Below are 22,645 nucleotides of genomic sequence, written 5' to 3' on the forward strand. Positions count from 1 at the left end.
CGAGACCGGAACGGGGGGTGAGAGGTGATGTGGGTGCTGTCGCTCCTGCTCGGGCTGCTGGTCGTGCTCGCGATCACGGCCGCGACCGGGTACTTCGTGGCGCAGGAGTTCGCGTACATGGCCGTGGACCGGTCGCGCCTGAACGCGCGGGCCGCCGACGGTGACGCCGGTGCGCGGCGGGCGCTCGCGGTGACGCGCCGCACGTCGTTCATGCTCTCGGGCGCCCAGCTCGGCATCACGGTGACGGGTCTGCTCGTCGGGTACGTGGCGGAGCCGCTGATCGGCGAGTCCCTGGGCGAGGCCCTGGGCGGCGTCGGCGTGCCGACGGGCGTCGGGGTCGTGGTCGGGACCGTGCTCGCGCTGCTGCTGTCGACGCTCGTGCAGATGCTGTTCGGCGAGCTGTTCCCCAAGAACCTGGCCATCGCGCGTCCTGAGCCGGTGGCCGTCGCGCTCGCGACGTCCACGACGCTGTACCTGCGCGTGTTCGGCTGGCTGGTCCGGGTCTTCGACTCGGCGTCGAACGCCCTGCTGCGCCTGCTGCGCATCGAGCCGGTGCACGACGTCGAGCACTCGGCCACCGCGCGCGACCTCGAGCACATCGTGGCCGAGTCCGCGCAGACCGGTGACCTGCCGCGCGAGCTGTCGGTCCTGCTCGACCGCATCCTCGACTTCCCCGAGCAGGACGTGGAGCACGCCATGATCCCGCGCTCGCGGGTGGACGTCGTGCGCGTCGGCGACACCGTCGGGCAGGTGCGGGCCCTCATGAGCGAGGGCCACTCGCGCTACCCGGTGCTGGGCCGCGACGACGACGTGCGCGGCGTCGTGCACCTGCAGGACGTGCTCGCCGCGGACGGGACGGCGGACACCCCGGTCGAGCGGCTGATGCGGCCGGCGGAGCTCGTCCCGACGTCGATGCGCCTGCCCGACGCCCTGCGCCGGCTCGCGGGCAGCCGCAACCAGCTCGTGTGCGTGCTCGACGAGTACGGCGGCCTGGCCGGCGTGCTGACGTTCGAGGACCTCGCCGAGGAGCTGGTCGGGGAGATCACCGACGAGCACGACCCGACGGACGCGACGGCCCCCGTCGTGGCGGACGACGGCTCGTGGACGATGGCCGGCGACGTGCACGTGGACGAGGTCGAGCGGGCCGTCGGCCGTGACCTGCCCCGGGGCGACCACGAGACGATCGGCGGCCTCGTCATCGCGGCGCACGGATCGCTGCCCGAGCTCGGCGCGAGCGTCGTCGTGCTGCTCCCCGGGGACCCCGGCGACCTCGCGCTGGCCGGCACGCCCGATCCCGTGTGGATGCGGGTGGAGGTGCTCGCGGTCGAGCGGCACGTGCCCGCGCTCGTGCGCGTCACCGTGCCCGCCGAGCCCCCGCCCACGGACGACGAGCGCGCGGCGGCGATCGCCCGCGGACAGGAGGAGGAGCGATGAGCGACCCCCTGGTCGTCACGCTGGTGACCGTCGGACTGATCGCGCTGAGCGCGTTCTTCGTCGCGATCGAGTTCGCGGCGCTCGCCGCCAAGCGGTACCGCCTCGAGGAGGCGGCCCCGCGCAGCCGGTCCGCGCGCGCGGCCCTGCGCAGCTCCACCGAGCTCACGGTCCTGCTGGCGGGGTCCCAGCTCGGGATCACGGCCTGCACCCTCGCCCTCGGGGCGGTGACGAAGCCGGCGGTGCACCACTGGCTGACGCCGCTGTTCGAGGACTGGGGCGCGGCCGCCTGGCTGGCGGACGCGGCCGGGTTCGTGCTCGCGCTGGTGGTCGTGACGTTCCTGCACCTGGTGGTCGGCGAGATGGCACCGAAGTCCTGGGCGATCGCGCACCCGGAGACGTCGGCGATCCTGCTCGCGACGCCCATGCGGGCGTTCATGTGGCTGACGCGACCGGTGCTGCGTGCGCTCAACGACGCCGCGAACTGGTGCCTGCGCAAGGTCGGCGTCGAGCCGACCGACCAGCTCGCCACGGGCCAGAACCCCGACGACCTGCGGCACCTCGTCGAGCACTCGGCGAACGTCGGCGCCCTCGACGAGGCGTACTCGCGGCAGATCACCGGCGCGCTGGAGCTGCAGACGCTCACCGTGCGGGACCTGGTCACGCCGGACGGGACGCCCACCGCGGTGCCGGCGGACGCGACGACGGACGACGTCCGCGACGTCAGCCGGTCCTCGGGCCACCTGCGGGTGCTGGTCGGCACCGGTGACCACCTCGACGGCGTCGTGCACGTGCGCGACACGCTCGCGCACCCCGACGGCACCCCGGTGTCCGCCCTGGTCCGGCCCGTGCTGCAGCTCGCGGCGGACGCCCCGGTCGCCGCGGCGCTGGCCGAGATGCGCGAGACGCGCCAGCACCTCGCGGTCGTCCACGACGACGCCGGGCGGGTGGTCGGCGTCGTGACGCTGGCGGACGTCCTCGCGCGGCTGTTCCCGGCGCTCACGGGTGCGGCGGCCTCCGGGACGGCCGCCGACCCGGCCCGCTGACGCCCGCTCGGTAGCCTGTCGGGGCGCCACCCTCCTCCGGGGTGGCGCCCCGACCCGCGTGAGGACGCCACAGATGCCGAGCCTGCAGCCGTACCGTGCCGACGACTCCCGGTACGACGCCATGACCTACCGCCGCACCGGCCGCTCCGGCCTCGACCTGCCCGCGCTGTCGCTCGGCCTGTGGCACAACTTCGGCGACCAGACGCCGTTCGAGGTCCAGCGGGCCGTGCTGCGACGCGCGTTCGACCTCGGCGTCACGCACCTCGACCTGGCGAACAACTACGGTCCGCAGCCGGGCGCCGCGGAGGAGAACTTCGGACGGCACCTGGCCCGCGACCTGCGGCCGTACCGCGACGAGCTCGTGATCTCCACGAAGGCCGGCTACGACATGTGGTCGGGCCCGTACCAGGACGGCGGCTCGCGCAAGTACCTGCTGTCGTCCCTCGACGCCTCGCTGCAGCGGATGGGCCTGGAGTACGTCGACGTCTTCTACCACCACCGCCCCGACCCGACGACGCCCCTCGAGGAGACGATGGGCGCGCTGCACCACGCCGTGACGAGCGGGAAGGCGCTGTACGTCGGCGTCTCCAGCTACTCGCCGTCGCAGACGCGCGAGGCGCACCGGATCCTCGGCGAGATGGGCACCCGCCTGCTCATCCACCAGCCCAGCTACTCGATGTTCAACCGGCACGTGGAGAACGTGGGCGAGGGCGAGACGGAGTCGCTGCTCGACGCGGTCGGCGAGCTCGGCGTCGGCATGATCGTGTTCTCCCCGCTCGCGCAGGGCCTGCTCACCGACCGCTACCTGGGTGGCGAGGCACCCGCGGGGTCGCGCGCCGCGGGTGCCAGTCCGTTCCTGTCGTCGCAGGCCATCTCCGAGACGTACCTGACGCGTGCGCGGGCCCTGAACGAGATCGCGGCCGGGCGGGGGCAGACGCTCGCGCAGCTCGCGCTGTCGTGGGTGCTGCGTGACGACCGCGTGACGTCGGCCCTCATCGGCGCCAGCTCGGTGCGCCAGCTCGAGGACAACGTGCGCGCGCTCGAGGCCGGCCCGCTGACGGCGGACGAGGTCGCGGCGATCGAGGAGCACGCGGTCGACGGCACCGGGCGCTGACGCCGGCGGCGCCGCGACCGGTCGGGTCGCCCGTCGGCCGCGCGGCGGGGTCCCTCCTCCCCGCCGCGCGGACGTCAGTAGATCCGCCGCCCGGAGGCGTCCGGCACGCCGGACTTGCGGAACACGTAGGTGCGGACCTGGTCGCGCCACTCGGTGGCGGACCGCAGCTGCTCGGCGAGCCGCTCGGTGACCCGCGCGTGCAGCGCGTCGTCGACGAGCCCGGCGAGGTCCGCCCACGCGGCGACCATGCGCTCGACCTCGTCGACGGCGTCGGCCCGCGAGTCGTACACGTGCTGCACCACCGTCGTCCCCGACTGCAGCCGGTGCTCCCACGGCACGTGGTGGAAGAACAGCAGCAGCTCGTCGGGGCAGGTCGCGACGTCCTCGTAGACGTCCCGCCACGGCGCCTCGTACTGCCCGGTGTACCCGGTACCGGTGGCCCGCGTGCGGTCCACACCGATGCCGTCGCGGTCGGCGAAGTGGTACGTGCCCCACGGGCTGTACTCGTACCCGTCGACGGACGGGCCGTAGTGCGACCCCGGCGTCACCATGAAGCCGACGCCGAGCGGGGCCGTGTAGGCCTCGTACGTGCGCCACGACCCGTCCATGAGGCGGTGCAGCGTGGCCGCCACGTGGGGGTCCGCGCCGGGGAACGTGAGGCCGATCCACTCGTCGAGCAGCGCGACGGGGTCCGACTCCGGGTCCCACGCCAGACGCGCGAAGGCGTACAGGTTGGCCTGTGCGAGCGGGTGCCCGGTCCAGAACGCGTCGTCGCCGACGTTGGAGACCGCGACGACGCCGCCGGCGCGTCGGGGAGCGGCCTCGGGGCCGTCGGGGTCGTCCGCGTCGGCGGGGCCGGGGAGACCGGTCACGATCTGCCCGACCGTGCGCGTCGCGTTCTGCGTGAGCGGGAAGCGCAGGATCTCGCTCCACCACGGGCCGAGGTAGCACACGTGCTTCTGGTGCCCCGTGTACTCCTGCGTGACCTGCAGCTCGACGGCCACCCGCGTGCGGGGCATCGCGCCGATCACGGGTGAGACCGCCTCGCGGGTCTGGAAGTCGAGCGGGCCGTGCTTGACCTGCACGACCACGTTGTCGTCGAACCGCCCGTCGAGCGGCTGGAAGTGGTCGTACGCCGCCCGGGCGCGGTCGGTCGACCGGTCCCGCCAGTCCTGCGTGTGGTTGTAGACGAACGCGCGCCAGAAGACCGTGCCGCCGTGCGGCGCGACGGCCCGGGCCAGCAGGTTCGCGCCGTCGGCGTGGTCGCGCCCGTACGCGAACGGCCCCGGCTGCCCCTCCGAGTCCGCCTTGACGACGAACCCGCCGAAGTCCGGGACCGCCGCCCACACGCGGTCGGCCGCCTCGGCCCACCAGCGCTGCACGTCGGCGTCGAGCGGGTCGGACGTGGGCAGCCCGCCGAGCGTCATCGGCGCGGCGAACGACACCGACAGGTACGTGCGGGCGCCGTGCGGGCGGAACACGTCCGCCAGCCGGGCGACGTCCGGCAGCCCGTCGGTGAGCAGCCGGGCCTCCGTGCGGTGCACGTTGACGTTGTTCAGGGAGACGGCGTTGATCCCCACCGAGCCGAGCAGCCGTGCGTACGCGGCGACGCGGGTGAGGTCCTCGCGCACGCGCCCGGCCTCGAACCACAGCGACCCGCCGGCGTACCCGCGCTCGACCTGCCCCATGACCGGGTGCACGTCGACGTTGTCCCAGTGGTCCAGCATGCGCAGCGACGACGTGGGGACGTCCACGACCTCGTCGTCGTCCGCGCCCCACGCGTCCTCGCCCCGGCGGACGAGCGCGTGCAGGCCGTGCAGCAGCCCGGCCGCCGTGGCGGCCCGGACGTACGCGCGCCCGTCCCGCCGGCCGAGCACGAAGCCGTCCGGGCCGACCTGCGGGGCGTCGCCGATCTCGAGCGTCAGGTCGTGCTCGCCGTCGGCCGGCTCCTGCGGGGTGCTCACCGTGAACGACCCGCCGAACAGGCGCGTCGCGCGGCGCACCTCGGCGACGACGGTGTCCGCGACCGGGCCGGCGTCGGGGCCGAGCGCCACGAGCACGCGGCGCGACCCGAGCGGGCGGAACGCGGCGTCCGGCAGCCACGCGTCGTGCCAGGGGTTCTGCCAGGAGTCCTGCGGGGTCGACGTGCTCACCAGTCGTGCACCGTCCCGTCCTTGAGCCGGTTGAACGGCAGGTACGCCGTCTCGTACGGGAAACGCGTCGCCGCCTCGTCGTCGTGCTCGACGCCCAGGCCGGGCTCCTCGCCGGGGTGCAGGTAGCCGTCGGTGAACGTGAACGAGGTGCGGAACACCTCGTACGTCGTCGCCGAGTGCTGCATGTACTCCTGGATGCCGAAGTTGTGGATCGCCAGGCCCAGGTGCAGCGCGGCGGCCATGCCGACGGGGGAGATGTCGGTCGGCCCGTGGAAGCCCGACTTGATCTGGTACTGGGCGGCGAAGTCGACGATGCGGCGCAGCGACGTGATGCCGCCCGCGTGCGTGACCGACGAGCGGACGTAGTCGATGAGCTGCTCGCGGATGATCGTCTGGTAGTCCCACACGGTGTTGAAGACCTCGCCGATCGCGAGCGGCGTCACCGTGTGCTGCCGGACCAGGCGCAGCGCCTCCTGGTTCTCGGCCGGCGTGCAGTCCTCGAGCCAGAACAGGTCGTACGGCTCGAGGTCCTTGCCGAGGCGGGCCGCCTGGATGGGCGTCATGCGGTGGTGGCCGTCGTGCAGCAGCGGCAGGTCGGGGCCGAACTCGTGGCGCACGGCCTCGAAGACGCCGGGCAGGTGGCGCATGTACGCGCGGGTGTCCCAGTCCTCCTCGGCCGGCAGGGGTGCGCGCTGCGCGGGCTCGTAGTCGTAGCGGCCGGACGTGGACGGCTGGGCGGCGACGCCGTAGACGGCGTTGATGCCGGGCACCGACGTCTGGACGCGGATCGACCGGAACCCCTCGTCGAGGTGGCGGCGGATGGAGTCGAACAGCTCGGGCAGGTCGCGGCCCGACGCGTGCCCGTACGCCATGAGCCCGCTGCGGCTGGCACCGCCGAGCAGCTGGTAGAGGGGCATGCCGGCGATGCGGGCCTTGATGTCCCACAGCGCCATGTCCACGGCCGCGATCGCGGCCATCGTGACGGGTCCGCGGCGCCAGTACGCGCTGCGGTAGAGGAACTGCCACGTGTCCTCGATCCGGTGCGCGTCCCTGCCGATGAGCAGGGGGACCACGTGGTCCGTCAGGTAGCTGGCGACGGACAGCTCACGGCCGTTGAGCGTGGCGTCGCCGAGCCCGACGACGCCGTCCTCGGTGACCACCCGCAGGGTCACGAAGTTGCGTCCGGGGCTGGAGACCAGCACCTCGGCGGTGCGGATCGCGGTGGACATCGGTGTCACTCCCTCCGCCCGCACGTCGTCGGCGGGCTGCGGCGAGCGTATGCAGGGCTGCCGCAGGATGGCAATCGTGTGCCATGCTTTGCCAGGCGATGTGCCACGGAAGGAGGGCGTCGTGAACGGCAGGCAGCCCACGCTGCGCGACGTGGCCGAGAAGGCCGGCGTCGCCGTGTCGACCGCGTCGCGCGCGCTCACCCGCCCCGGGCGGATCAGCGCGCACACCACGGAGCGGGTCCGCGCGGCGGCCGACGCCCTCGGCTACACGCCGAGCGCCTCGGCGCGCGCACTCTCCTCCGGGCGCACCACCACGGTCGCCCTCGTGGTGCCCGACGTGACGAACCCGTTCTACTTCGGGCTCGTCCGGGGCACCGGCGCACGCCTGCGCGAGGGCGGGTACGTGCAGGTCCTCGTCGACACCGAGGAGTCCGCCGAGGCCGAGGCCCGCGCGCTCGTCGGCCTGCGCGGCACGGTCGACGGCGCGGTGCTCGCCGCGTCCCGCCTCGCCGACCAGCGCCTGTCGGAGCTCGCGGCCGACCTGCCGCTCGTCGCGGTCAACCGGACCAGCCCGTCGTTCGCCGCGCCGAGCGTCCTCATCGACACCCCCGGCGGGCTCGTCCAGGCGCTCGAGCACCTGGCGTCCCTCGGCCACCGGCGCATCGCCTACGCGTCCGGACCGCGCACGTCCTGGTCCGACAGCCGCCGGCAGGCGGCGCTGCACCCCGCGGCCGCGCGCCTGGGGCTCGAGGTCACGGTCATCGGCCCGTACGCGCCCGTCCGCACGGCCGGTCCGGCCGCCGCCGACGCCGCCGTCCAGGCCGACGTCACCGCGGTCGTCGCGTTCAACGACCTGCTCGCGTTCGGGGTGCTGGAGCGGCTCGACGCCCGCGGCGTCGACGTGCCGGGCCGCATGAGCGTGGTCGGCTGCGACGACGTCTTCGGTGCGGACCTCGTGCGCCCGGCGCTGACGACCGTGGCGTCGCCGATGGAGCGCGCCGGCCGCCTCGCGGCGGACCTGCTCATCTCGCGGCTCGAGGGCACCGCCCCGCTCGCGGGCTACGGCACCGAGCCGGCCGTGCTGCCCACGCACCTGGTGATCCGCAGCTCGACAGGACCCGCGCCCGCCTGACAGACCGCCGCCCGCCTGACAGACCGGCGCCTGCCAGCCCCGACGTCGACGGCACGGCACGTCCCGCCCTCGTCCGCCGCCGTGGCGACGTCGGCGGGCGGCCGGCGGGTGGCCGGACCCGCAGAGGAAGGTGTCCTCCCGGCGCTGTGCGCACGTCGTGCGTACGCCCGCGGGAGGAGACCCGGTGACGCGCCACGCGCCGGGAGCGACACGCCGACCGCTCCTCACCGCTCCCCGCCCGGGCACCGACGGGGCACGCCCTGGCACCGACCGGCCAGGGCGGCCCGGCGCGCCCGACGGACCTCTCAGGCGCCGCCGTCCAGCGCGGCGAGCGCCTCCAGCACCCCGTCCGCGTACCGGTCGAGCTTCGCGGCGCCGACGCCGGCGATCGTGCCGAGCTCCGCCCGCGACGACGGCCGCCGCGTGGCGATCTCGCGGAGCGTCGCGTCGTGGAAGACCACGTACGCCGGCACGCCCTGCTCCTTCGCCGCGCCCGCACGCCACGCCCGCAGCGCCTCGAACGCCGTCGCGTCGCCGCCGGTGAGGTCCGCCGCGGCCGCCGGGCGTCCGCCGCTGCGGCGCTCGCGGGTCGCCCGGCCCGTCCGCTCGGGCTCGCGGCGCAGCCGCACCTGCCGCTCGCCGCGCAGCACGCCGGCCGAGGCGGGCGTGATCCGCAGCGTCCCGTACCCCTGCGTGTCCACGGCCAGCAGCTCGGCCGCGAGCAGCTGCCGCACGACCCCGCGCCACTCGCCGTCGGACAGGTCCTGCCCGATGCCGAAGGTCGACAGCGCCTCGTGCCCGAGCTGGCGCACGCGCGGCGTCTCCTTGCCGCGCAGGATGTCGACGACGTGCCCGACGCCGTAGCGCTGCCCGCGCTGGTCCAGGCGCACCACCGTCGAGAGCAGCTTCTGCGCGGGCACCGTGCCGTCCCACGACTCCGGCGGCTCGAGGCACGTGTCGCAGTTGCCGCACGGCCCGTCCGACGGCTGCCCGAAGTACGCGAGCAGCTGCACGCGCCGGCAGTCGACGGTCTCGCACAGCGCGAGCATCGCGTCGAGGTGCTGCGTCAGCCGCCGCCGGTGCTCGGCGTCACCCTCGGACCCGTCGATCATCTTGCGCTGCTGCACCACGTCGGCGAGCCCGTACGCGAGCCACGCCGTCGACGGCAGCCCGTCGCGGCCCGCGCGGCCGGTCTCCTGGTAGTAGCCCTCGACCGACTTGGGCAGGTCGAGGTGCGCGACGAACCGCACGTCCGGCTTGTCGATGCCCATGCCGAACGCGATCGTCGCGACCATGACCAGGCCGTCCTCGCGCAGGAACCGCGACTGGTTCTCCGCCCGCACGCGGCGGTCCAGCCCTGCGTGGTACGGCAGCGCGTCGACGCCGTTGCGGACCAGCCACTCCGCGGTCTGCTCGACCGACGCCCGCGAGAGGCAGTAGACGATCCCCGAGTCGCCGTCGTGCTCCGTGCGCAGCAGGTGCAGCAGCTGGCGGCGCGGGTCGTCCTTCGCCACGATCCGGTAGCGGATGTTCGGGCGGTCGAAGCTCGCGACGAACTGCCGGGCGTCCTCGAGCTGCAGGCGCTGGCAGATCTCGCGGTGCGTGGCGGGCGTCGCCGTCGCGGTCAGCGCGATCCGCGGGACGTCCGGCCAGCGCTCGTGCAGGACCGACAGCTGCAGGTAGTCGGGGCGGAAGTCGTGCCCCCACTGGGACACGCAGTGCGCCTCGTCGATCGCGAACAGCGCGACGTGCCCACGCTCGAGCAGCGCCAGCGTCTCGGGTACGCGCAGCCGCTCGGGCGCCAGGTAGAGCAGGTCCAGCTCGCCCGCGAGGAATGCGTCCTCGACCGCGCGGCGCTGGTCCCGCTCCTGCGTCGAGTTGAGGAACCCGGCCCGCACGCCGAGCGCCGAGAGCGCGTCGACCTGGTCCTGCATGAGGGCGATCAGCGGGGAGACGACCACCCCTGTGCCCTCCCGCACGAGCGCGGGCACCTGGTAGCACAGCGACTTGCCGCCGCCGGTGGGCATGAGGACGACGGCGTCACCGCCGGCGACCACCGTGTCGACGACCGCCGCCTGGTCGCCGCGGAACGCGTCGTAGCCCCACACCCGCTGCAGCACCTCGAGCGGGGTGCCGTGCGACGGGGCGGGGCGGCCGGGCTCGGCCGGGCGGGCGGGCGCGCGGCGCTCGCGTGCCGCGGGAGGTGCGGCGGGAGGTGCGGCGGGTGCTCCCGAGGGCGGGCCCCACGGGTCGGCCGGCGGCTCCCACCCGTCCGCCGGGGGCTCGACGTCCCACCACGGCGGCTCCTCGCCGCCGTCGGTCCACGCGGGCGGCTCGTCGACGGGCGGCGCGGCGGCCGCCGGCACGTCGGGCGACCGACGTCGCCGGGTCTCGGGGGAGGCGGGGTCCGGCAGCACCCGCCCACCCTACGAGCCCGCGCCGGCGTGCGGACCGCCCCGACCGGTGCTGTGGAGGAGGTGTGGTGCGGCCGCGCGCGGGGGCGGACGTTCCCTAGGCTGGCGGCCATGGGAACCGCACTGGTCACCGGGGCGAGCGCCGGCCTCGGCCTGGAGTTCGCGTGGCAGCTCGCCACGGCCAAGCACGACGTCGTCCTCGTCGCCCGCGACGAGGTGCGGCTCACCCGGCTCGCCGCACAGCTGGAGGCGGCCGCAGGCGTCCGGGCCGAGGTGCTCGTCGCGGACCTCACCGACCGCGCCGACGTCGAGCGGGTCGCCGAGCGCCTCCGGTCCGACGAGCGCCCCGTCGGGCTGCTGGTCAACAACGCCGGGTTCGGCATCCACCAGCGGTTCGTCGGCGGTGACGTCCACCGCGAGGAGGAGGGCCTGGACGTCATGGTCCGGGCCGTCATGGTCCTCTCGCACGCCGCCGCGGGCGCCATGGTGCGGCGCGGCCGCGGTGCCGTCCTCAACGTGGCGTCCGTGGCCGCCCTGCTCGCCTCGGGCACGTACTCCGCGCACAAGGCGTGGGTCCGGACGTTCACGGAGGGCCTCGCCGTCGAGCTGCGCGGCACCGGCGTGACCGCCACGGTCGTGTGCCCCGGCTACACCCACACGGAGTTCCACGCCCGCGGCGAGATCGACACGAGCGCGTACCCGGAGGTGGCGTGGCTCGACCCCGAGGACGTCGTCGCCGCCGCGCTCGCGGACGTCCGCCGGGGCGTCGTCATCTCCACCCCGAGCCTGCGGTACAAGGCCGCGTCGGCGCTGCTGCGGACCCTGCCGCGACCCGCGGTGCGCGCGTTCGGCCGCTACCGCAAGGGGCTCGAGCTCCCCGACGAGCCGTCCGCGACGGAGGCCGCCCGGCAGGACTGAGCGCGCGCCGCGCGGCGAGGCGACCGGCACCCGGTCGCCCCGCCGGCCGCCGGTGCGCCGTCGCTAGGCTGCCGCCGTGACCTCCGACCTGTCGCCCACCCCGCGCGAGCAGCTGCGGGACCTGATCGTCGAGCTGGCCGTCGTGCGCGGGAGGGTGACGCTGTCGTCCGGCCGCGAGGCCGACTACTACGTCGACCTGCGCCGCGCGACGCTGCACCACCGGGCCGCACCGCTCATCGGGCACCTGGTGCTCGACATGCTCGAGGAGGCGGGCCTGGGTACCGCCGAGGTCGACGCGGTCGGCGGGCTCACGCTCGGCGCCGACCCCGTCGCGACCGCGCTGCTGCACGCCGCGGCCTCGCGCGGGCAGGACCTCGACGCCTTCGTCGTGCGCAAGGAGGCGAAGGCGCACGGCATGCAGCGGCGCATCGAGGGGCCGGACGTCGCGGGGCGCCGCGTCGTCGTCGTCGAGGACACCTCCACCACCGGCGGCTCGCCGATCACGGCCGTCGAGGCGGTCCGTGAGGCGGGCGGCGAGGTGCTCGGCGTCGCGACGATCGTCGACCGCGCCACCGGTGCCCGCGAGCGGATCGAGGCGCTCGGCGTGCCCTACCACTCGCTGTTCGGGCTCGCGGACCTCGGCCTGGCATGACCGGCGCCGCCGGCGGTCCCGACGGTCCGCGACGGCCTTCGTCCGTGCGCCGCGTCGCGGTCGTCGGCGCGATGGTCCTGCTGCCGCTCGTCGTGGTCGGCGTGGTCCTCTCGCAGACCTCGTTCGACGGCTTCGACGGCGGGGCCGGGCCGCTGCTGCTCGTGCTCGTCGTCGGTCCGCTCGTCGCGGCCGCCGGGTGGTGGTGGCAGAAGAAGCGGCACGAGGCCCTCGCCGCCTGGGCGGCGTCGGTCGGGTGGGAGTACCCGCGCAGCGACCCGGGGTACGGGCTGGGGCGCGTCCACCAGGGCCGGCCGTTCGGGCGCGGGCACAGCCGGCAGGTCCGCGAGGTGCTGACCGGGCGGTGGCAGGGCCTGCCCGCGGTGTCGTTCACCTACCAGTGGTCGACCGGCAGCGGCAAGGAGGAGCGCACCTCCCAGGCGCACGTGGTCGGACTCGCGCTGCCGGCCTACCTGCCGACGCTCGAGCTCACCCCCGAGGGCGTCGGCGCGCGGCTCGCCAAGCTCGTCGGTGCGCAGGACATGCAGCTCGAGTCCCAGGCGTTCAACGAGGCGTACCGGGTGGCCGCGGGCGACGAGCGCGTCGCCCACGCGATCCTGCACCCCCGCCTGATGGAGCGGCTCCTGCAGGCGGACGCGCGCGACACGGCGTGGCGCATCGAGGGCACGTGGATCCTCTCGTGGGAGACCGGCTCGACCGACACGGCCCGCATCGCCCCCCGGCTGGGGGTGCTCGAGGCCGTCGTCCGTGCCGTGCCGCGGCACGTCTGGCAGGACCACGGGTACGACCCCGTCACCCACCCGGGCGTCGCCGCGTCCTGACCTGCCCCGGCGTCGCTACGATCGCCCGGACCCACCCCCTCGGAAAGGCCCTCTCGTGACCGGTGGCACCATCGCCCTGCTCGTGATCGGCGTGATCGTCCTGATCGTGCTGCTGTGGGCGGTCGCCCAGTACAACGGGTTCGTCCGGCTGCGCAACCTCGTGCAGGAGGCGTGGCGGCAGATCGACGTGGAGCTGCACCGCCGGCACGACCTCATCCCGAACCTCGTGGAGTCGGTGAAGGGCTACGCGGCGCACGAGCGCGCGGTCTTCGACGAGGTCACGCGGGCACGCGCCGCCGCGGCCGGCCCCGCCGCGGGTCCCGCCCAGCAGGCCGCGCAGGAGAACCAGCTGACGGCGGCGCTCGGGCGTCTGTTCGCGGTCGCCGAGGCCTACCCGGCGCTGCGCGCGAGCGAGAACTTCCAGCAGCTGCAGGCCGAGCTCACCAACACCGAGGACCGCATCGCGGCGGGCCGGCGGTTCTACAACGCGAACGTGCGGGCGCTGAACACCAAGGTCGAGACGTTCCCGCCGAACGTGATCGCCAACATGTTCGGGTTCCGGCGGGCCGAGTACTTCGAGGCCGACGACCCGCAGGTGCGCCAGGCGCCGGACGTCCGGTTCTGACGCGCCCGCGGCGGGCTCAGACGAGCTCGACGAGGTCGGCGACCGAGTCGCGCACGGCGGTGGGCCGGAACGGGAAGCGCTCGACGTCCTGCGCCCGCGTCGACCCGGTGAGCACGAGGTACGTGCGCAGACCGGCCTCGATGCCGGCGACGACGTCGGTGTCCATGCGGTCGCCGACCATGACCGTCGTCTCGGAGTGCGCGTCGATCCGGTTGAGCGCCGAGCGGATCATCATCGGGTTCGGCTTGCCCACGAAGTAGGGCTTGCGCCCGGTCGCGGCGCTGATCATGGCGGCGACCGCGCCGGTCGCCGGCAGGTCGCCCTCGGCGCTCGGACCGGTCACGTCAGGGTTCGTCGCGATGAACCGCGCGCCGCCCTGGATGAGCCGGACCGCCTGCGTGATCGCCTCGAACGAGTACGTGCGGGTCTCGCCCAGCACGACGAAGTCCGGCTGCGCCGCCGTGAGCGTGTAGCCCGCCTCGTACAGCGCCGTAGTCAGGCCGGCCTCGCCGATGACGTACGCCGACCCGCCCGGCATCTGGTCGCTGAGGAACTGCGCCGTGGCCAGCGCGGAGGTCCAGATGGCCTCCTCGGGGACGTCGATGCCGGTGGCCGCCAGCCGCGCGCGCAGGTCGCGGGGCGTGAAGATCGAGTTGTTCGTGAGGATGAGGAACGGGCGCCCGGCCGTCTGCAGGGCGCGGACGAACTCGGCGGCCCCGGGCAGGGCCGTGCCCTCGTGCACGAGCACGCCGTCCATGTCGGACAGCCAGGAGTGGATGGCGCGTTCCGTCATGGTCGTCAGGCTAGCCGTGGTGGCTACGCTGCCGGGGTGAGCGCCCACCACGCCGCCCCCGCCGCCCTCCCGCCGGAGCCCGACCTGGTCGACCCCCCGCGCCGCACCTCGTGGTCCCACGCACCGCTCGACGCGGTCCGTGGCGGGCTGATCGGAGCGGCGGAGTCCGTCCCGGGCATCTCCGGGGGCACGATCGCACTCGTCGTCGGGCTCTACGACCAGCTCGTGACGGCGGCCGGCCAGGTGGTGCACGCCGGCCGGGCGCTCGTGACCGGTGTCGCGCGCCGCACGGGCACGGGGGACGCGCTGGCGTCCCTGCGGCGCGTCGACTGGCGGCTGCTCGTGCCCGTGCTCGTCGGCATGGTCGTGGTGCTCCTGGTGTCGCTGCGCACGATCGCCCCGCTGCTGGAGACGCACCCGGTCCCGACCCGGGCGGTCTTCCTCGGCATGATCGCCGCGTCGGTGGTCGTGCCCCTGCAGATGATGCCGCGCCGCTTCCGTGCGCTCGACGCCGTGCTCCTGGTCGCGGGCGCAGTCGTGGCGTTCCTGCTCGCCGGGCTCGCTCCCGCGGAGGTGCGCGACCCGTCGCTCTGGTACGTCTTCCTCGGTGCGGCCCTCGCGATCAACGCGCTCGTGCTGCCCGGCGTCTCCGGGTCCGCGCTGCTCGTCGTGCTCGGTCTCTACGTACCGGTGCAGGCCGCCCTGGACGACCGCGACCTCGCGTTCGTGGGGGTGTTCGTGCTCGGGGCCGCGGTCGGGCTGGCGTCCTTCGTCAAGCTGCTCCAGTGGCTGCTGCACCGCCGCAGGCAGGGCACCATGGCGGCGCTCGCCGGTCTCATGGTCGGCTCGCTGCGGGCGCTGTGGCCCTGGCAGGACGAGGACCGGGGCCTGCTGGCGCCCTCCGGGGACGTGGTCGGCCCGGCGCTGCTCGCCCTGGCGGGTGCGGCGGTCGTGCTCGCCCTCGTCCTGTGGGAGCGCCGGCGCGTGGCGCGCGCGGCCACGGCCGGCTGAGCTGCGGGGGCCCCGATGCGCCCGACCGTGAAGGACGTCGCCACGCGCGCCGGCGTCTCGCCCAAGACTGTGTCCAACGTCATCCACGGACGCGTCTACGTGCGGCCCGAGACGCGTGAGCGCGTCGAGCGCGCCCTCAGCGACCTCGACTACGTGCCCAACCTCGTCGCGCGCGGGCTGCGCAGCGGCCGGTACGGGCTGATCGCGCTGGCCCTCCCCGACCTGTCGACGGCGTACTCCGCCGAGCTCGCGCACCACTTCGTCGAGGAGGGGCACGCGCGCGGCTGGGGCGTCCAGGTCGAGGAGACGGCGGCCGAGCCGCACCGTGAGGTCGAGCTGCTCTCGCGGGCGCGCTCCCAGCTGGTGGACGGGCTGGTGCTCAACCCGGTGTCGCTCGAGGACTCGGTCGTCGCCGACCACGTGGGCGTGGGACGCGCGCCGCTGCCGCCGACGGTCCTCATCGGGGAGGTGGTGCAGGACCGCACCGACCAGGTCGGGGTGGACAGCGTCGCCGCGGCGCGCGACATGACGGCGCACCTGCTCGCGACCGGCCGCCGCCGGGTCGCGGTCGTGGGGGCGCCCGGGCTGATGGAGACGGCCGCGGCCCGGCAGCGGACCGAGGGGTACCGCCGCGCCCTCGTCGACGCCGGTGTCCCGCACGACCCCCGGCTCGAGATCCCGGCCGCGGCGTGGACGACGCAGGACGCGGTCGCGGCGGTGACCGCGTTCCTCGACCGCGAGGCCCTGCCGGACGCGTTCTTCTGCTTCACGGACTCGATGGCGCTCGGGGTGCTGGGCCTGCTCTGGCAGCGCGGCGTGCGCGTGCCGCAGGACGTCGCGGTGGCCGGTTTCGACGACGTCGGGCCGGCGCGGTACGCCGTCCCGCCGCTGACGACCGTCGCGTTCGACCTGCGCCGGTTCGTGGCGACCACGCTCGACCTGCTCGCCGACCGCATCGAGGACCGGGCGCGTGCGCCGCGGCACGTGCTGGTCCCGCACCGCGTGGTGGTGCGCGAGAGCACGGGCGGCGCGGCCGCGGGGTCGGTGGGTGCGGCCGGTGCTGCGGCGGCCCTCGCCGAGGGCTGACCGCGACACGCCCTCTTCGTCCGGTCGCTCCTTCTTGTCCTCGGGTTCCAACGATGTAATGATCGCTGCGACGGTGACGGAGCCGCGGTCGGGGAGGACCTGCGGCCCCGTCGCCGCCACACGACGACGGTCCGCTTGGTGTCACGAAGGAGTGACGACATGGGCATCCGACGACCCCTCCGCCCCCACGTCCCCGCACCGCCCGCCGCCCGACCCCCGGACCCCGGGGGCGGACTCACCCGGCGCCAGGTGCTGCTCGGCTCGCTCGCCGCCGCCGGCGGCGTCGCCACCCTCGGCTCGCTCGGCGGGTGCAGTCCCGCCGCGGTCGCCGCCGGCGGTGCCCGGCCGCTGTCCTACTGGCACCTGCTCAGCGGCGGCGACGGCATCGTCATGGCGAACCTCGTCGAGGAGGCCAACGCCATGGAGCACGGGTACGAGGCGACCCAGACCGTGCTGGCCTGGGGCGCCCCGTACTACACGAAGCTCGCGATGGCGAGCGTCGGCGGGCGCGCCCCCGACGTGGCCGTCATGCACGCCTCACGCGTCGCCGGGTACGCCCCGGGCGGGCTGCTCGACCCCTGGGACCTCGACCTCCTCGCCGACGTGGGCGTGCAGGAGGGGGACTTCCTCGAGCGCGTCTGGCAGAAGGGCACGCTCGACGGGAACGTGTACTCGATCGCCCTCGACTCGCACCCGTTCATCCTCATGTACAACACGGACGTCGCCGCGCAGGCGGGTGCGCTCGGCCCGGACGGCCGCCTGGTGCCGATCGAGGACCCCGAGACGTTCCTCGAGGTCGCGCGGGCCATGCAGGGCGTGACGGGCGGCCACGGCATCGCGTACGGGTACCTCGGCGACGGCGCCCAGATGTGGCGGCTGTTCTACACCTTCTACAAGCAGCACGGCGCCGAGTTCGACCTGTCCGGGGACAAGGCGAAGGTGGACGTGGACGCCGCCGTGTCGTCGCTGGAGTACATCCAGCGGATGCTCGACGGGACGGTCGCCACGCCGAACGGCGACTACGGGACGGCCGTCTCGGAGTTCGCGTCCGCCGAGGCCGGCATGTTCCTCACCGGCGTGTGGGAGCTGCCGACCATGAAGGCGGCCGGGTTCGGGCTCGACGCGCAGCCGATCCCGACGCTGTTCGGTACGCCCGCCGCGTACGCCGACTCGCACGCGTTCACGCTGCCGCACCAGAACAACCCGGACCCGGAGCAGCGGCGGGCCACGTACGAGTTCGTCGCGGACCTGCTCAAGAACTCGCTGCCGTGGGCGGAGGCCGGGCACATCCCGGCGTTCCAGCCCGTGATCGAGAGCGAGGACTACGCGCAGCTGACGCCGCAGGCGAACTACGCGCCGGCCGCGGAGATCCTCAACTACGACCCGGAGGCGTGGTTCACCGGGTCCGGGTCGGACTTCCAGAACTACTTCCTCGAGACCGTGCAGAACGTGTACCTGCAGGGTGCCGACCCGCGTGCGGGCTTCGAGGCCTTCGTCCGACGCATCGACGTCCAGCTCGCCAAGCCGAACCCGGTCTGACCGGTCCGATCCGACAAGGGAGTCCGATCGTGTCCTCCGCAACACTCGGCGCCCGGACCGGCCGTGCCCGCGCGGGCACCGCCGCACCGGAGCGCACCGTCACCAGCGCGCAGCGCTCGCGCGACACCCGCATCGGGTGGGCGTTCGTCGCACCGTTCCTGGTCGTCTTCGTCATGTTCCTGCTGTGGCCGCTGCTGCACGGCTTCTGGCTCAGCTTCACCGGCGAGAGCATCACCGGCGCCGGTGGGGACTTCCTCGGCTTCGCCAACTACGCCGAGGCGCTGTCCGACCCGATCATGTGGCGCTCGATGCTCAACACCGTGTGGTTCACGGTGCTGTCGACGATCCCGCTGGTGCTCGTCGGGCTCGTCATGGCGCTGCTGGTCTTCCAGGGGCTGCCCGGGCAGTGGCTGTGGCGGCTGTCGTTCTTCATGCCGTTCCTGCTGGCGTCCACCGTCGCCGCGCAGTTCTGGATCTGGATGTACAACCCGCAGCTCGGGCTCGTGAACGCGATGCTCGGCGTCGTCGGCATCGAGGGCCAGGCGTGGTTGCAGGACCCGCAGTGGGCCATGCTCGCCGTCGTCGTGGAGACGCTGTGGTGGACCGTCGGGTTCAACTTCCTGCTCTACCTGACGGCCCTGCAGAACATCCCCGAGCAGCAGTACGAGGCGTCCGCGCTCGACGGCGCGGGCCGGTGGCGCCAGCTCTGGTCCATCACGCTGCCGCAGCTCGGCCCCACCACCGTGCTCATCGTGCTGCTGCAGATCCTGGCCTCGCTCAAGGTCTTCGACCAGATCTACATCATGACGCAGGGCGGTCCCGGCGGGACCACGCGCCCGGTCGTCCAGTACATCTTCGAGTCCGGATTCACGGGCTACCGGTTCGGCTACGCGTCGGCGATCGCGTACGTGTTCTTCGCGGTCATCATCATCATCTCCGTCGCGCAGCTGCGGTTCACGTCGCGGAGGAACGCCGCATGACCACCACCGTCGCACCCCAGCCCAACGCGGCCTACCGTCCGGGTCCGCGTCCCCGCATCCCCGGCCGCTTCACGCGCGGCGCCAACCTGCGCGTCGGGGAGCGGTTCGCCAGCCCCGGCCGCATCGTCGCGATCCTCGCGCTCGTCGTCATGGCCGTCACGTGGCTCCTGCCGTTCCTGTGGGCCGTGATCACGTCGTTCAAGTCGGAGGCCACGGCGGCCGCCACCCCCGTGACGCTGCTCCCCGAGGACGGGTTCACCACCGACGCGTACGCCAACGTGCTGCGCGAGGGGAACGTCCCGCTGTGGACGTGGAACAGCCTGCTCACCGCGACGGCCATCACGGTCGTGACGCTGGCGGTCTCGGCGCTCGCCGCGTACGCGCTGGCGCGCATCGACTTCACCGGCCGCAAGTGGCTGTTCTACCTGATCATCGCGTCGATCATCGTGCCGCCGCCGGTGCTGATCGTCCCGCTGTTCTACGAGATGCTCGCGCTGAACCTGGTCGACACGTACTGGGCGATCATCCTGCCGCAGCTCGTGCACCCGGCCATGGTGTTCATCCTGAAGAAGTTCTTCGAGCAGGTCCCCGTCGAGCTCGAGGACGCCGCGCGCATCGACGGCGCCAGCCGGCTGCGCGTCTTCTGGAGCATCGTGCTGCCGCTGTCGCGGCCGATCCTCGCGGCCGTCGCGATCTTCGTGTTCATCGGGGCGTGGAACAACTTCCTGTGGCCGTTCATCATCACGTCCGACGCGTCCCTCATGACGCTGCCCGTCGGCCTGCAGACCGTGAAGAGCGCCTACGGCCTGCAGTACGCGCAGACGATGGCGTCGGCCGTGCTGGCCGCACTCCCGCTGGTCATCGTCTTCCTGTTCTTCCAGCGGCAGATCATCCGCGGGTTCTCCACGACCGGCTTCGGCGGTCAGTGACCCGTCCCCGTGCCGGCCGCGGCCGGCGCTGACCGCACCACCGTCGTCGTCGTCCCGGGGCCCCGGACCGGTGCCCCGGGACGCGACGGCCCGTCCCACCCCGAGGAGTCCCATGACCCGCGCACGTCTCACCCTCGACCGCGACTTCACGGCCGGACCCGTGCCGCACCGTCTGTTCGGCTCGTTCGTCGAGCACATGGGCCGGTGCGTGTACACCGGCATCTACGAACCCGGTCACCCGGCGGCCGACGAGCAGGGGTTCCGCACGGACGTGCTCGAGCTGGTCCGCGAGCTCGGCGCCACGGTGGTGCGGTACCCGGGCGGCAACTTCGTCTCCGGCTACCGCTGGGAGGACGGCGTGGGGCCGCGCGAGGAGCGTCCCGTGCGGCTGGACGGCGCGTGGCACACCGTCGAGACCAACCAGTTCGGGCTGCACGAGTTCGTCGACTGGGCGCGCGTGGCCGGCGTCGAGATCATGGAGGCGGTCAACCTCGGCACGCGCGGCGTGGAGGAGGCGCGTGCGCTCGTCGAGTACGCGAACCACCCCGGCGGCACCGCGTGGTCCGACCTGCGGCGCAAGAACGGGCACGCGGAGCCGTTCGACATCCGCCTGTGGTGCCTGGGCAACGAGATGGACGGCCCGTGGCAGATGGGCCAGAAGACCGCCGAGGAGTACGGACGCATCGCGACGGAGGCGGCCAAGGCGATGCGCCTGGTCGACCCGACGATCGAGCTGGTCGCGTGCGGGTCGTCGAACTCCGGCATGCCGACCTTCGGGTCGTGGGAGCAGACCGTCCTGCGGCACGCGTACGAGCACGTCGACTACATCTCGGCGCACGCCTACTACCAGGAGGTCGAGGGCGACCACGGGTCGTTCCTGGCCAGCGCGGTCGACATGGACTACTTCATCGAGTCGGTCGTCTCCACCGCGGACGCCGTGCGCGCCGCGGGCAAGCACAAGAAGCACATCAACCTCTCGTTCGACGAGTGGAACGTCTGGTACCAGACCGGCAAGGAGACGCCCGACCAGCCGCACGTGATCGAGCGCGAGGCGGTCTGGCGCGAGCACCCGCGGATCATCGAGGACGAGTACGGGGTCACCGACGCCGTCGTCGTGGGGACGCTGCTCAACTCGCTCCTGCGGCACGGGGACCGCGTGAAGGTCGCCAACCAGGCGCAGCTCGTCAACGTCATCGCCCCGATCCGCTCCGAGGAGGGCGGGCCCGCGTGGCGGCAGACGATCTTCTGGCCGTTCGCGCGGACCGCCGCCCTCGCGAAGGGCGAGATCCTGCGGCCCGTCGTGGCCTCCGACCGGTACGCCACGGAGCGCTTCGGGGACGTGGACCTCGTCGACGTCTCCGCGACGTGGGACGAGGAGAACGGGCGCGTCGCGCTCTTCCTGGCCAACCGCGACCTCGACGAGGCGGCGGACGTGGCGGCGACGCTGCGCGGCTGGCGCCTCGGCCGCGTGCTGGCCGCCGAGGTGCTCGACGTCCCGGAGGGCGGCGACCGCTACACCGCGAACACGCAGGAGAACCCGGACGCCGTGGGCCTGCGTCCCCTCGGCGACGTCACGGTCGACGGCGAGCAGGTCGCGCTGCGCCTGCCGCCGCTGTCGTGGGCGGTCGTGCAGCTGGAGGCGACGGCGGCCTGACGCCCCCCGGCAGCCGGGGCGGGTGCCGGCGTGCGGCCGGCCCGACGGCCACCGCGCACCGGCACCCGTCGGCGCGCCCGGGGGATGATGCGCGGATGTGCGACGGACGGCCCGAGGGCGAGCGGGCGGGGGACGTGCCGGTGGGACACGTGCTGCCGGGTGAGGCGCCGGTGGACCAGGTCCCGGCCGGGGACGTGCCGGTGGACGTGCCGGTGGGGGACGTGCCGGGCGGAGGCGCCGGGGTGCGGGACGTGCCGGGCGGAGGCGCCGGGGTGCGGGACCGGCGCGCGGGCGGGGCTCCGGGCGGCCGGTCGCCGGAGGAGGCGCGCGAGGTCGGCGTCGGCCCGTGGCCCGGCGGCCCCGACGCCTGGCCACGGCTCGCCGGACCGGGCTCACCCCTGGACCCGCGCTACGACCCCGAGCTGCTCGCGCACGGGGACCGGCGCAACGTCGTGGACAGGTACCGCTACTGGACGGTGGAGGCGGTCGTGGCCGACCTCGACACGCGCCGGCACCCGTTCCACGTCGCGATCGAGAACTGGGCCCACGACCTCAACATCGGGTCGGTCGTGCGGACCGCGAACGCGTTCAACGCGGCGGGGGTGCACGTCGTCGGCCGCCGCCGCTGGAACCGTCGCGGTGCCATGGTCACGGACCGCTACCTGCACGTGCACCACCACCCCGACGCCGCGGCTCTGGTCGCGTGGGCGGCCGGGGCGGGACCGGACGGCGGCCGGCTGCCCGTCGTCGGCCTCGACAACGTGCCGGGATCGGTGCCGATCGAGGGGTACCGGCTGCCGCGCGCGTGCGTCCTGCTGCTGGGCCAGGAGTCCACGGGCCTGACCCCCGAGGCGCAGGCCGCCTGCGACGTCGTCCTGCACATCACCCAGCACGGCAGCACCCGCTCCCTCAACGCGGGTGCCGCGGCGGCCATCGCGATGCACACCTGGGCCCTCACCCACGCCACCCCCACCCCCTGACCCCCGCCCACCCCACCCCACCCCACCCCCACCCGCCGAGCGCAACCTGCTGCACCCTGAAGCCGCCGCACACGAGCGCCAAGTTGCGTTCGTGGACCCGATCCGGCCGGTTTAGCGGGT

19 protein-coding genes are annotated in these 22,645 nt (G+C 74.1%); 15 read left to right on the forward strand and 4 right to left on the reverse strand.

The features are described 5' to 3' along the window. The first annotated feature begins 27 nt into the window (after positions 1-27). From FB586_RS04525 to FB586_RS04535, 3 genes are all read left to right on the forward strand, one after another. The gene (locus tag FB586_RS04525; RefSeq protein ID WP_136518308.1) at positions 28-1,434 is read left to right on the forward strand and encodes a hemolysin family protein; all 1,407 of its coding nucleotides are present in this window, start codon (positions 28-30) and stop codon (positions 1,432-1,434) included. After that, the gene (locus tag FB586_RS04530) at positions 1,431-2,477 is read left to right on the forward strand and encodes a hemolysin family protein (protein WP_136518075.1); all 1,047 of its coding nucleotides are present in this window, start codon (positions 1,431-1,433) and stop codon (positions 2,475-2,477) included. Before FB586_RS04525 ends, FB586_RS04530 begins: the two co-directional genes overlap by 4 nt. Positions 2,478-2,550: 73 nt before the next feature. After that, entirely contained in the window at positions 2,551-3,591 is a 1,041-nt protein-coding gene (locus FB586_RS04535) for an aldo/keto reductase (RefSeq protein WP_136518076.1), read from the forward strand. A 74-nt stretch (positions 3,592-3,665) separates the two neighbouring features. Here the strand turns inward: FB586_RS04535 and FB586_RS04540 are convergent, their stop codons facing one another. Together FB586_RS04540 and manD are read right to left on the reverse strand one after the other, a co-directional pair. Next, entirely contained in the window at positions 3,666-5,744 is a 2,079-nt protein-coding gene (locus tag FB586_RS04540) for an alpha-glucuronidase (protein WP_136518077.1), read from the reverse strand. Further along, positions 5,741-6,973 (reverse strand): D-mannonate dehydratase ManD, encoded by a 1,233-nt coding sequence (gene manD / locus FB586_RS04545; RefSeq protein WP_136518078.1) that lies wholly within the window; start codon positions 6,971-6,973, stop codon positions 5,741-5,743. The genes FB586_RS04540 and manD overlap by 4 nt, the downstream gene beginning before the upstream one ends. A gap of 121 nt (positions 6,974-7,094) precedes the next feature. Here manD and FB586_RS04550 point away from each other — a divergent pair, with 121 nt between their 5' ends. After that, positions 7,095-8,105: a LacI family DNA-binding transcriptional regulator gene (locus tag FB586_RS04550; protein ID WP_246036436.1), complete on the forward strand. Its 1,011-nt coding sequence runs from the start codon at positions 7,095-7,097 to the stop codon at positions 8,103-8,105. 305 nt (positions 8,106-8,410) lie between these two features. Here FB586_RS04550 and recQ read toward each other — a convergent pair whose 3' ends face one another. Beyond that, positions 8,411-10,522 carry a DNA helicase RecQ gene (recQ, locus tag FB586_RS04555; RefSeq protein WP_136518080.1) on the reverse strand — a complete coding sequence of 704 codons (2,112 nt, stop codon included), beginning with the start codon at positions 10,520-10,522 and terminating at the stop codon, positions 8,411-8,413. 108 nt (positions 10,523-10,630) lie between these two features. On the opposite strand from recQ, the gene FB586_RS04560 reads away from it, so the two are divergent. The 4 genes from FB586_RS04560 to FB586_RS04575 all read left to right on the forward strand — a co-directional run bounded on the left by FB586_RS04560 (position 10,631) and on the right by FB586_RS04575 (position 13,553). After that, entirely contained in the window at positions 10,631-11,437 is an 807-nt protein-coding gene (locus FB586_RS04560; protein ID WP_136518081.1) for an SDR family NAD(P)-dependent oxidoreductase, read from the forward strand. 76 nt (positions 11,438-11,513) lie between these two features. Beyond that, positions 11,514-12,089 carry an orotate phosphoribosyltransferase gene (pyrE, locus tag FB586_RS04565; RefSeq protein ID WP_136518082.1) on the forward strand — a complete coding sequence of 192 codons (576 nt, stop codon included), beginning with the start codon at positions 11,514-11,516 and terminating at the stop codon, positions 12,087-12,089. A gap of 44 nt (positions 12,090-12,133) precedes the next feature. Next, positions 12,134-12,928, forward strand: a complete 795-nt coding sequence (locus FB586_RS04570) for a DUF3137 domain-containing protein (RefSeq protein WP_136518083.1) — start codon at positions 12,134-12,136, stop codon at positions 12,926-12,928. Between the two features lie 55 nt (positions 12,929-12,983). Continuing rightward, a complete protein-coding gene (locus tag FB586_RS04575) occupies positions 12,984-13,553 on the forward strand; it encodes a LemA family protein (protein WP_136518084.1) in 570 nt (189 codons plus the stop codon). A gap of 16 nt (positions 13,554-13,569) precedes the next feature. On the opposite strand, the gene FB586_RS04580 is transcribed toward FB586_RS04575, so the two are convergent. After that, on the reverse strand, positions 13,570-14,346 hold the full coding sequence (locus FB586_RS04580) for an HAD-IIA family hydrolase (RefSeq protein ID WP_136518085.1): 777 nt from the start codon (positions 14,344-14,346) through the stop codon (positions 13,570-13,572). Positions 14,347-14,382: 36 nt separating this feature from the next. On the opposite strand from FB586_RS04580, the gene FB586_RS04585 reads away from it, so the two are divergent. From FB586_RS04585 to FB586_RS04615, 7 genes are all read left to right on the forward strand, one after another. Beyond that, on the forward strand, positions 14,383-15,357 hold the full coding sequence (locus FB586_RS04585; protein WP_246036438.1) for a DUF368 domain-containing protein: 975 nt from the start codon (positions 14,383-14,385) through the stop codon (positions 15,355-15,357). Between the two features lie 15 nt (positions 15,358-15,372). Further along, a complete protein-coding gene (locus FB586_RS04590) occupies positions 15,373-16,443 on the forward strand; it encodes a LacI family DNA-binding transcriptional regulator (protein ID WP_136518086.1) in 1,071 nt (356 codons plus the stop codon). 159 nt (positions 16,444-16,602) lie between these two features. After that, entirely contained in the window at positions 16,603-17,982 is a 1,380-nt protein-coding gene (locus FB586_RS04595; RefSeq protein ID WP_136518087.1) for an extracellular solute-binding protein, read from the forward strand. A 29-nt stretch (positions 17,983-18,011) separates the two neighbouring features. Continuing rightward, positions 18,012-18,962, forward strand: coding sequence for a carbohydrate ABC transporter permease (locus FB586_RS04600; protein WP_136518088.1), 951 nt, complete (start codon positions 18,012-18,014; stop codon positions 18,960-18,962). After that, on the forward strand, positions 18,959-19,891 hold the full coding sequence (locus FB586_RS04605) for a carbohydrate ABC transporter permease (RefSeq protein ID WP_136518089.1): 933 nt from the start codon (positions 18,959-18,961) through the stop codon (positions 19,889-19,891). Before FB586_RS04600 ends, FB586_RS04605 begins: the two co-directional genes overlap by 4 nt. Positions 19,892-20,003: 112 nt before the next feature. Next, positions 20,004-21,545, forward strand: a complete 1,542-nt coding sequence (gene arfA, locus FB586_RS04610) for an arabinosylfuranosidase ArfA (protein ID WP_136518090.1) — start codon at positions 20,004-20,006, stop codon at positions 21,543-21,545. Positions 21,546-21,817: 272 nt separating this feature from the next. Next, a complete protein-coding gene (locus FB586_RS04615; protein ID WP_136518310.1) occupies positions 21,818-22,525 on the forward strand; it encodes a TrmH family RNA methyltransferase in 708 nt (235 codons plus the stop codon). Positions 22,526-22,645: the final 120 nt, after the last annotated feature.

The organism is Cellulomonas telluris (assembly GCF_004886325.1).
In the GTDB taxonomy this organism is placed as follows: domain Bacteria; phylum Actinomycetota; class Actinomycetes; order Actinomycetales; family Cellulomonadaceae; genus Cellulomonas; species Cellulomonas telluris.

Bases quoted from the DNA above. Each gene is read 5' to 3' on its own strand.
- FB586_RS04605 (WP_136518089.1), top strand. From the start codon at position 18,959: ATGACCACCACCGTCGCACCCCAGCCCAACGCGGCCTACCGTCCGGGT.
- manD (WP_136518078.1), bottom strand. From the start codon at position 6,973: ATGTCCACCGCGATCCGCACCGCCGAGGTGCTGGTCTCCAGCCCCGGA.
- FB586_RS04560 (WP_136518081.1), top strand. From the start codon at position 10,631: ATGGGAACCGCACTGGTCACCGGGGCGAGCGCCGGCCTCGGCCTGGAG.
- arfA (WP_136518090.1), top strand. From the start codon at position 20,004: ATGACCCGCGCACGTCTCACCCTCGACCGCGACTTCACGGCCGGACCC.
- FB586_RS04580 (WP_136518085.1), bottom strand. From the start codon at position 14,346: ATGACGGAACGCGCCATCCACTCCTGGCTGTCCGACATGGACGGCGTG.
- FB586_RS04535 (WP_136518076.1), top strand. From the start codon at position 2,551: ATGCCGAGCCTGCAGCCGTACCGTGCCGACGACTCCCGGTACGACGCC.
- FB586_RS04530 (WP_136518075.1), top strand. From the start codon at position 1,431: ATGAGCGACCCCCTGGTCGTCACGCTGGTGACCGTCGGACTGATCGCG.
- FB586_RS04525 (WP_136518308.1), top strand. From the start codon at position 28: ATGTGGGTGCTGTCGCTCCTGCTCGGGCTGCTGGTCGTGCTCGCGATC.
- FB586_RS04595 (WP_136518087.1), top strand. From the start codon at position 16,603: ATGGGCATCCGACGACCCCTCCGCCCCCACGTCCCCGCACCGCCCGCC.
- FB586_RS04590 (WP_136518086.1), top strand. From the start codon at position 15,373: ATGCGCCCGACCGTGAAGGACGTCGCCACGCGCGCCGGCGTCTCGCCC.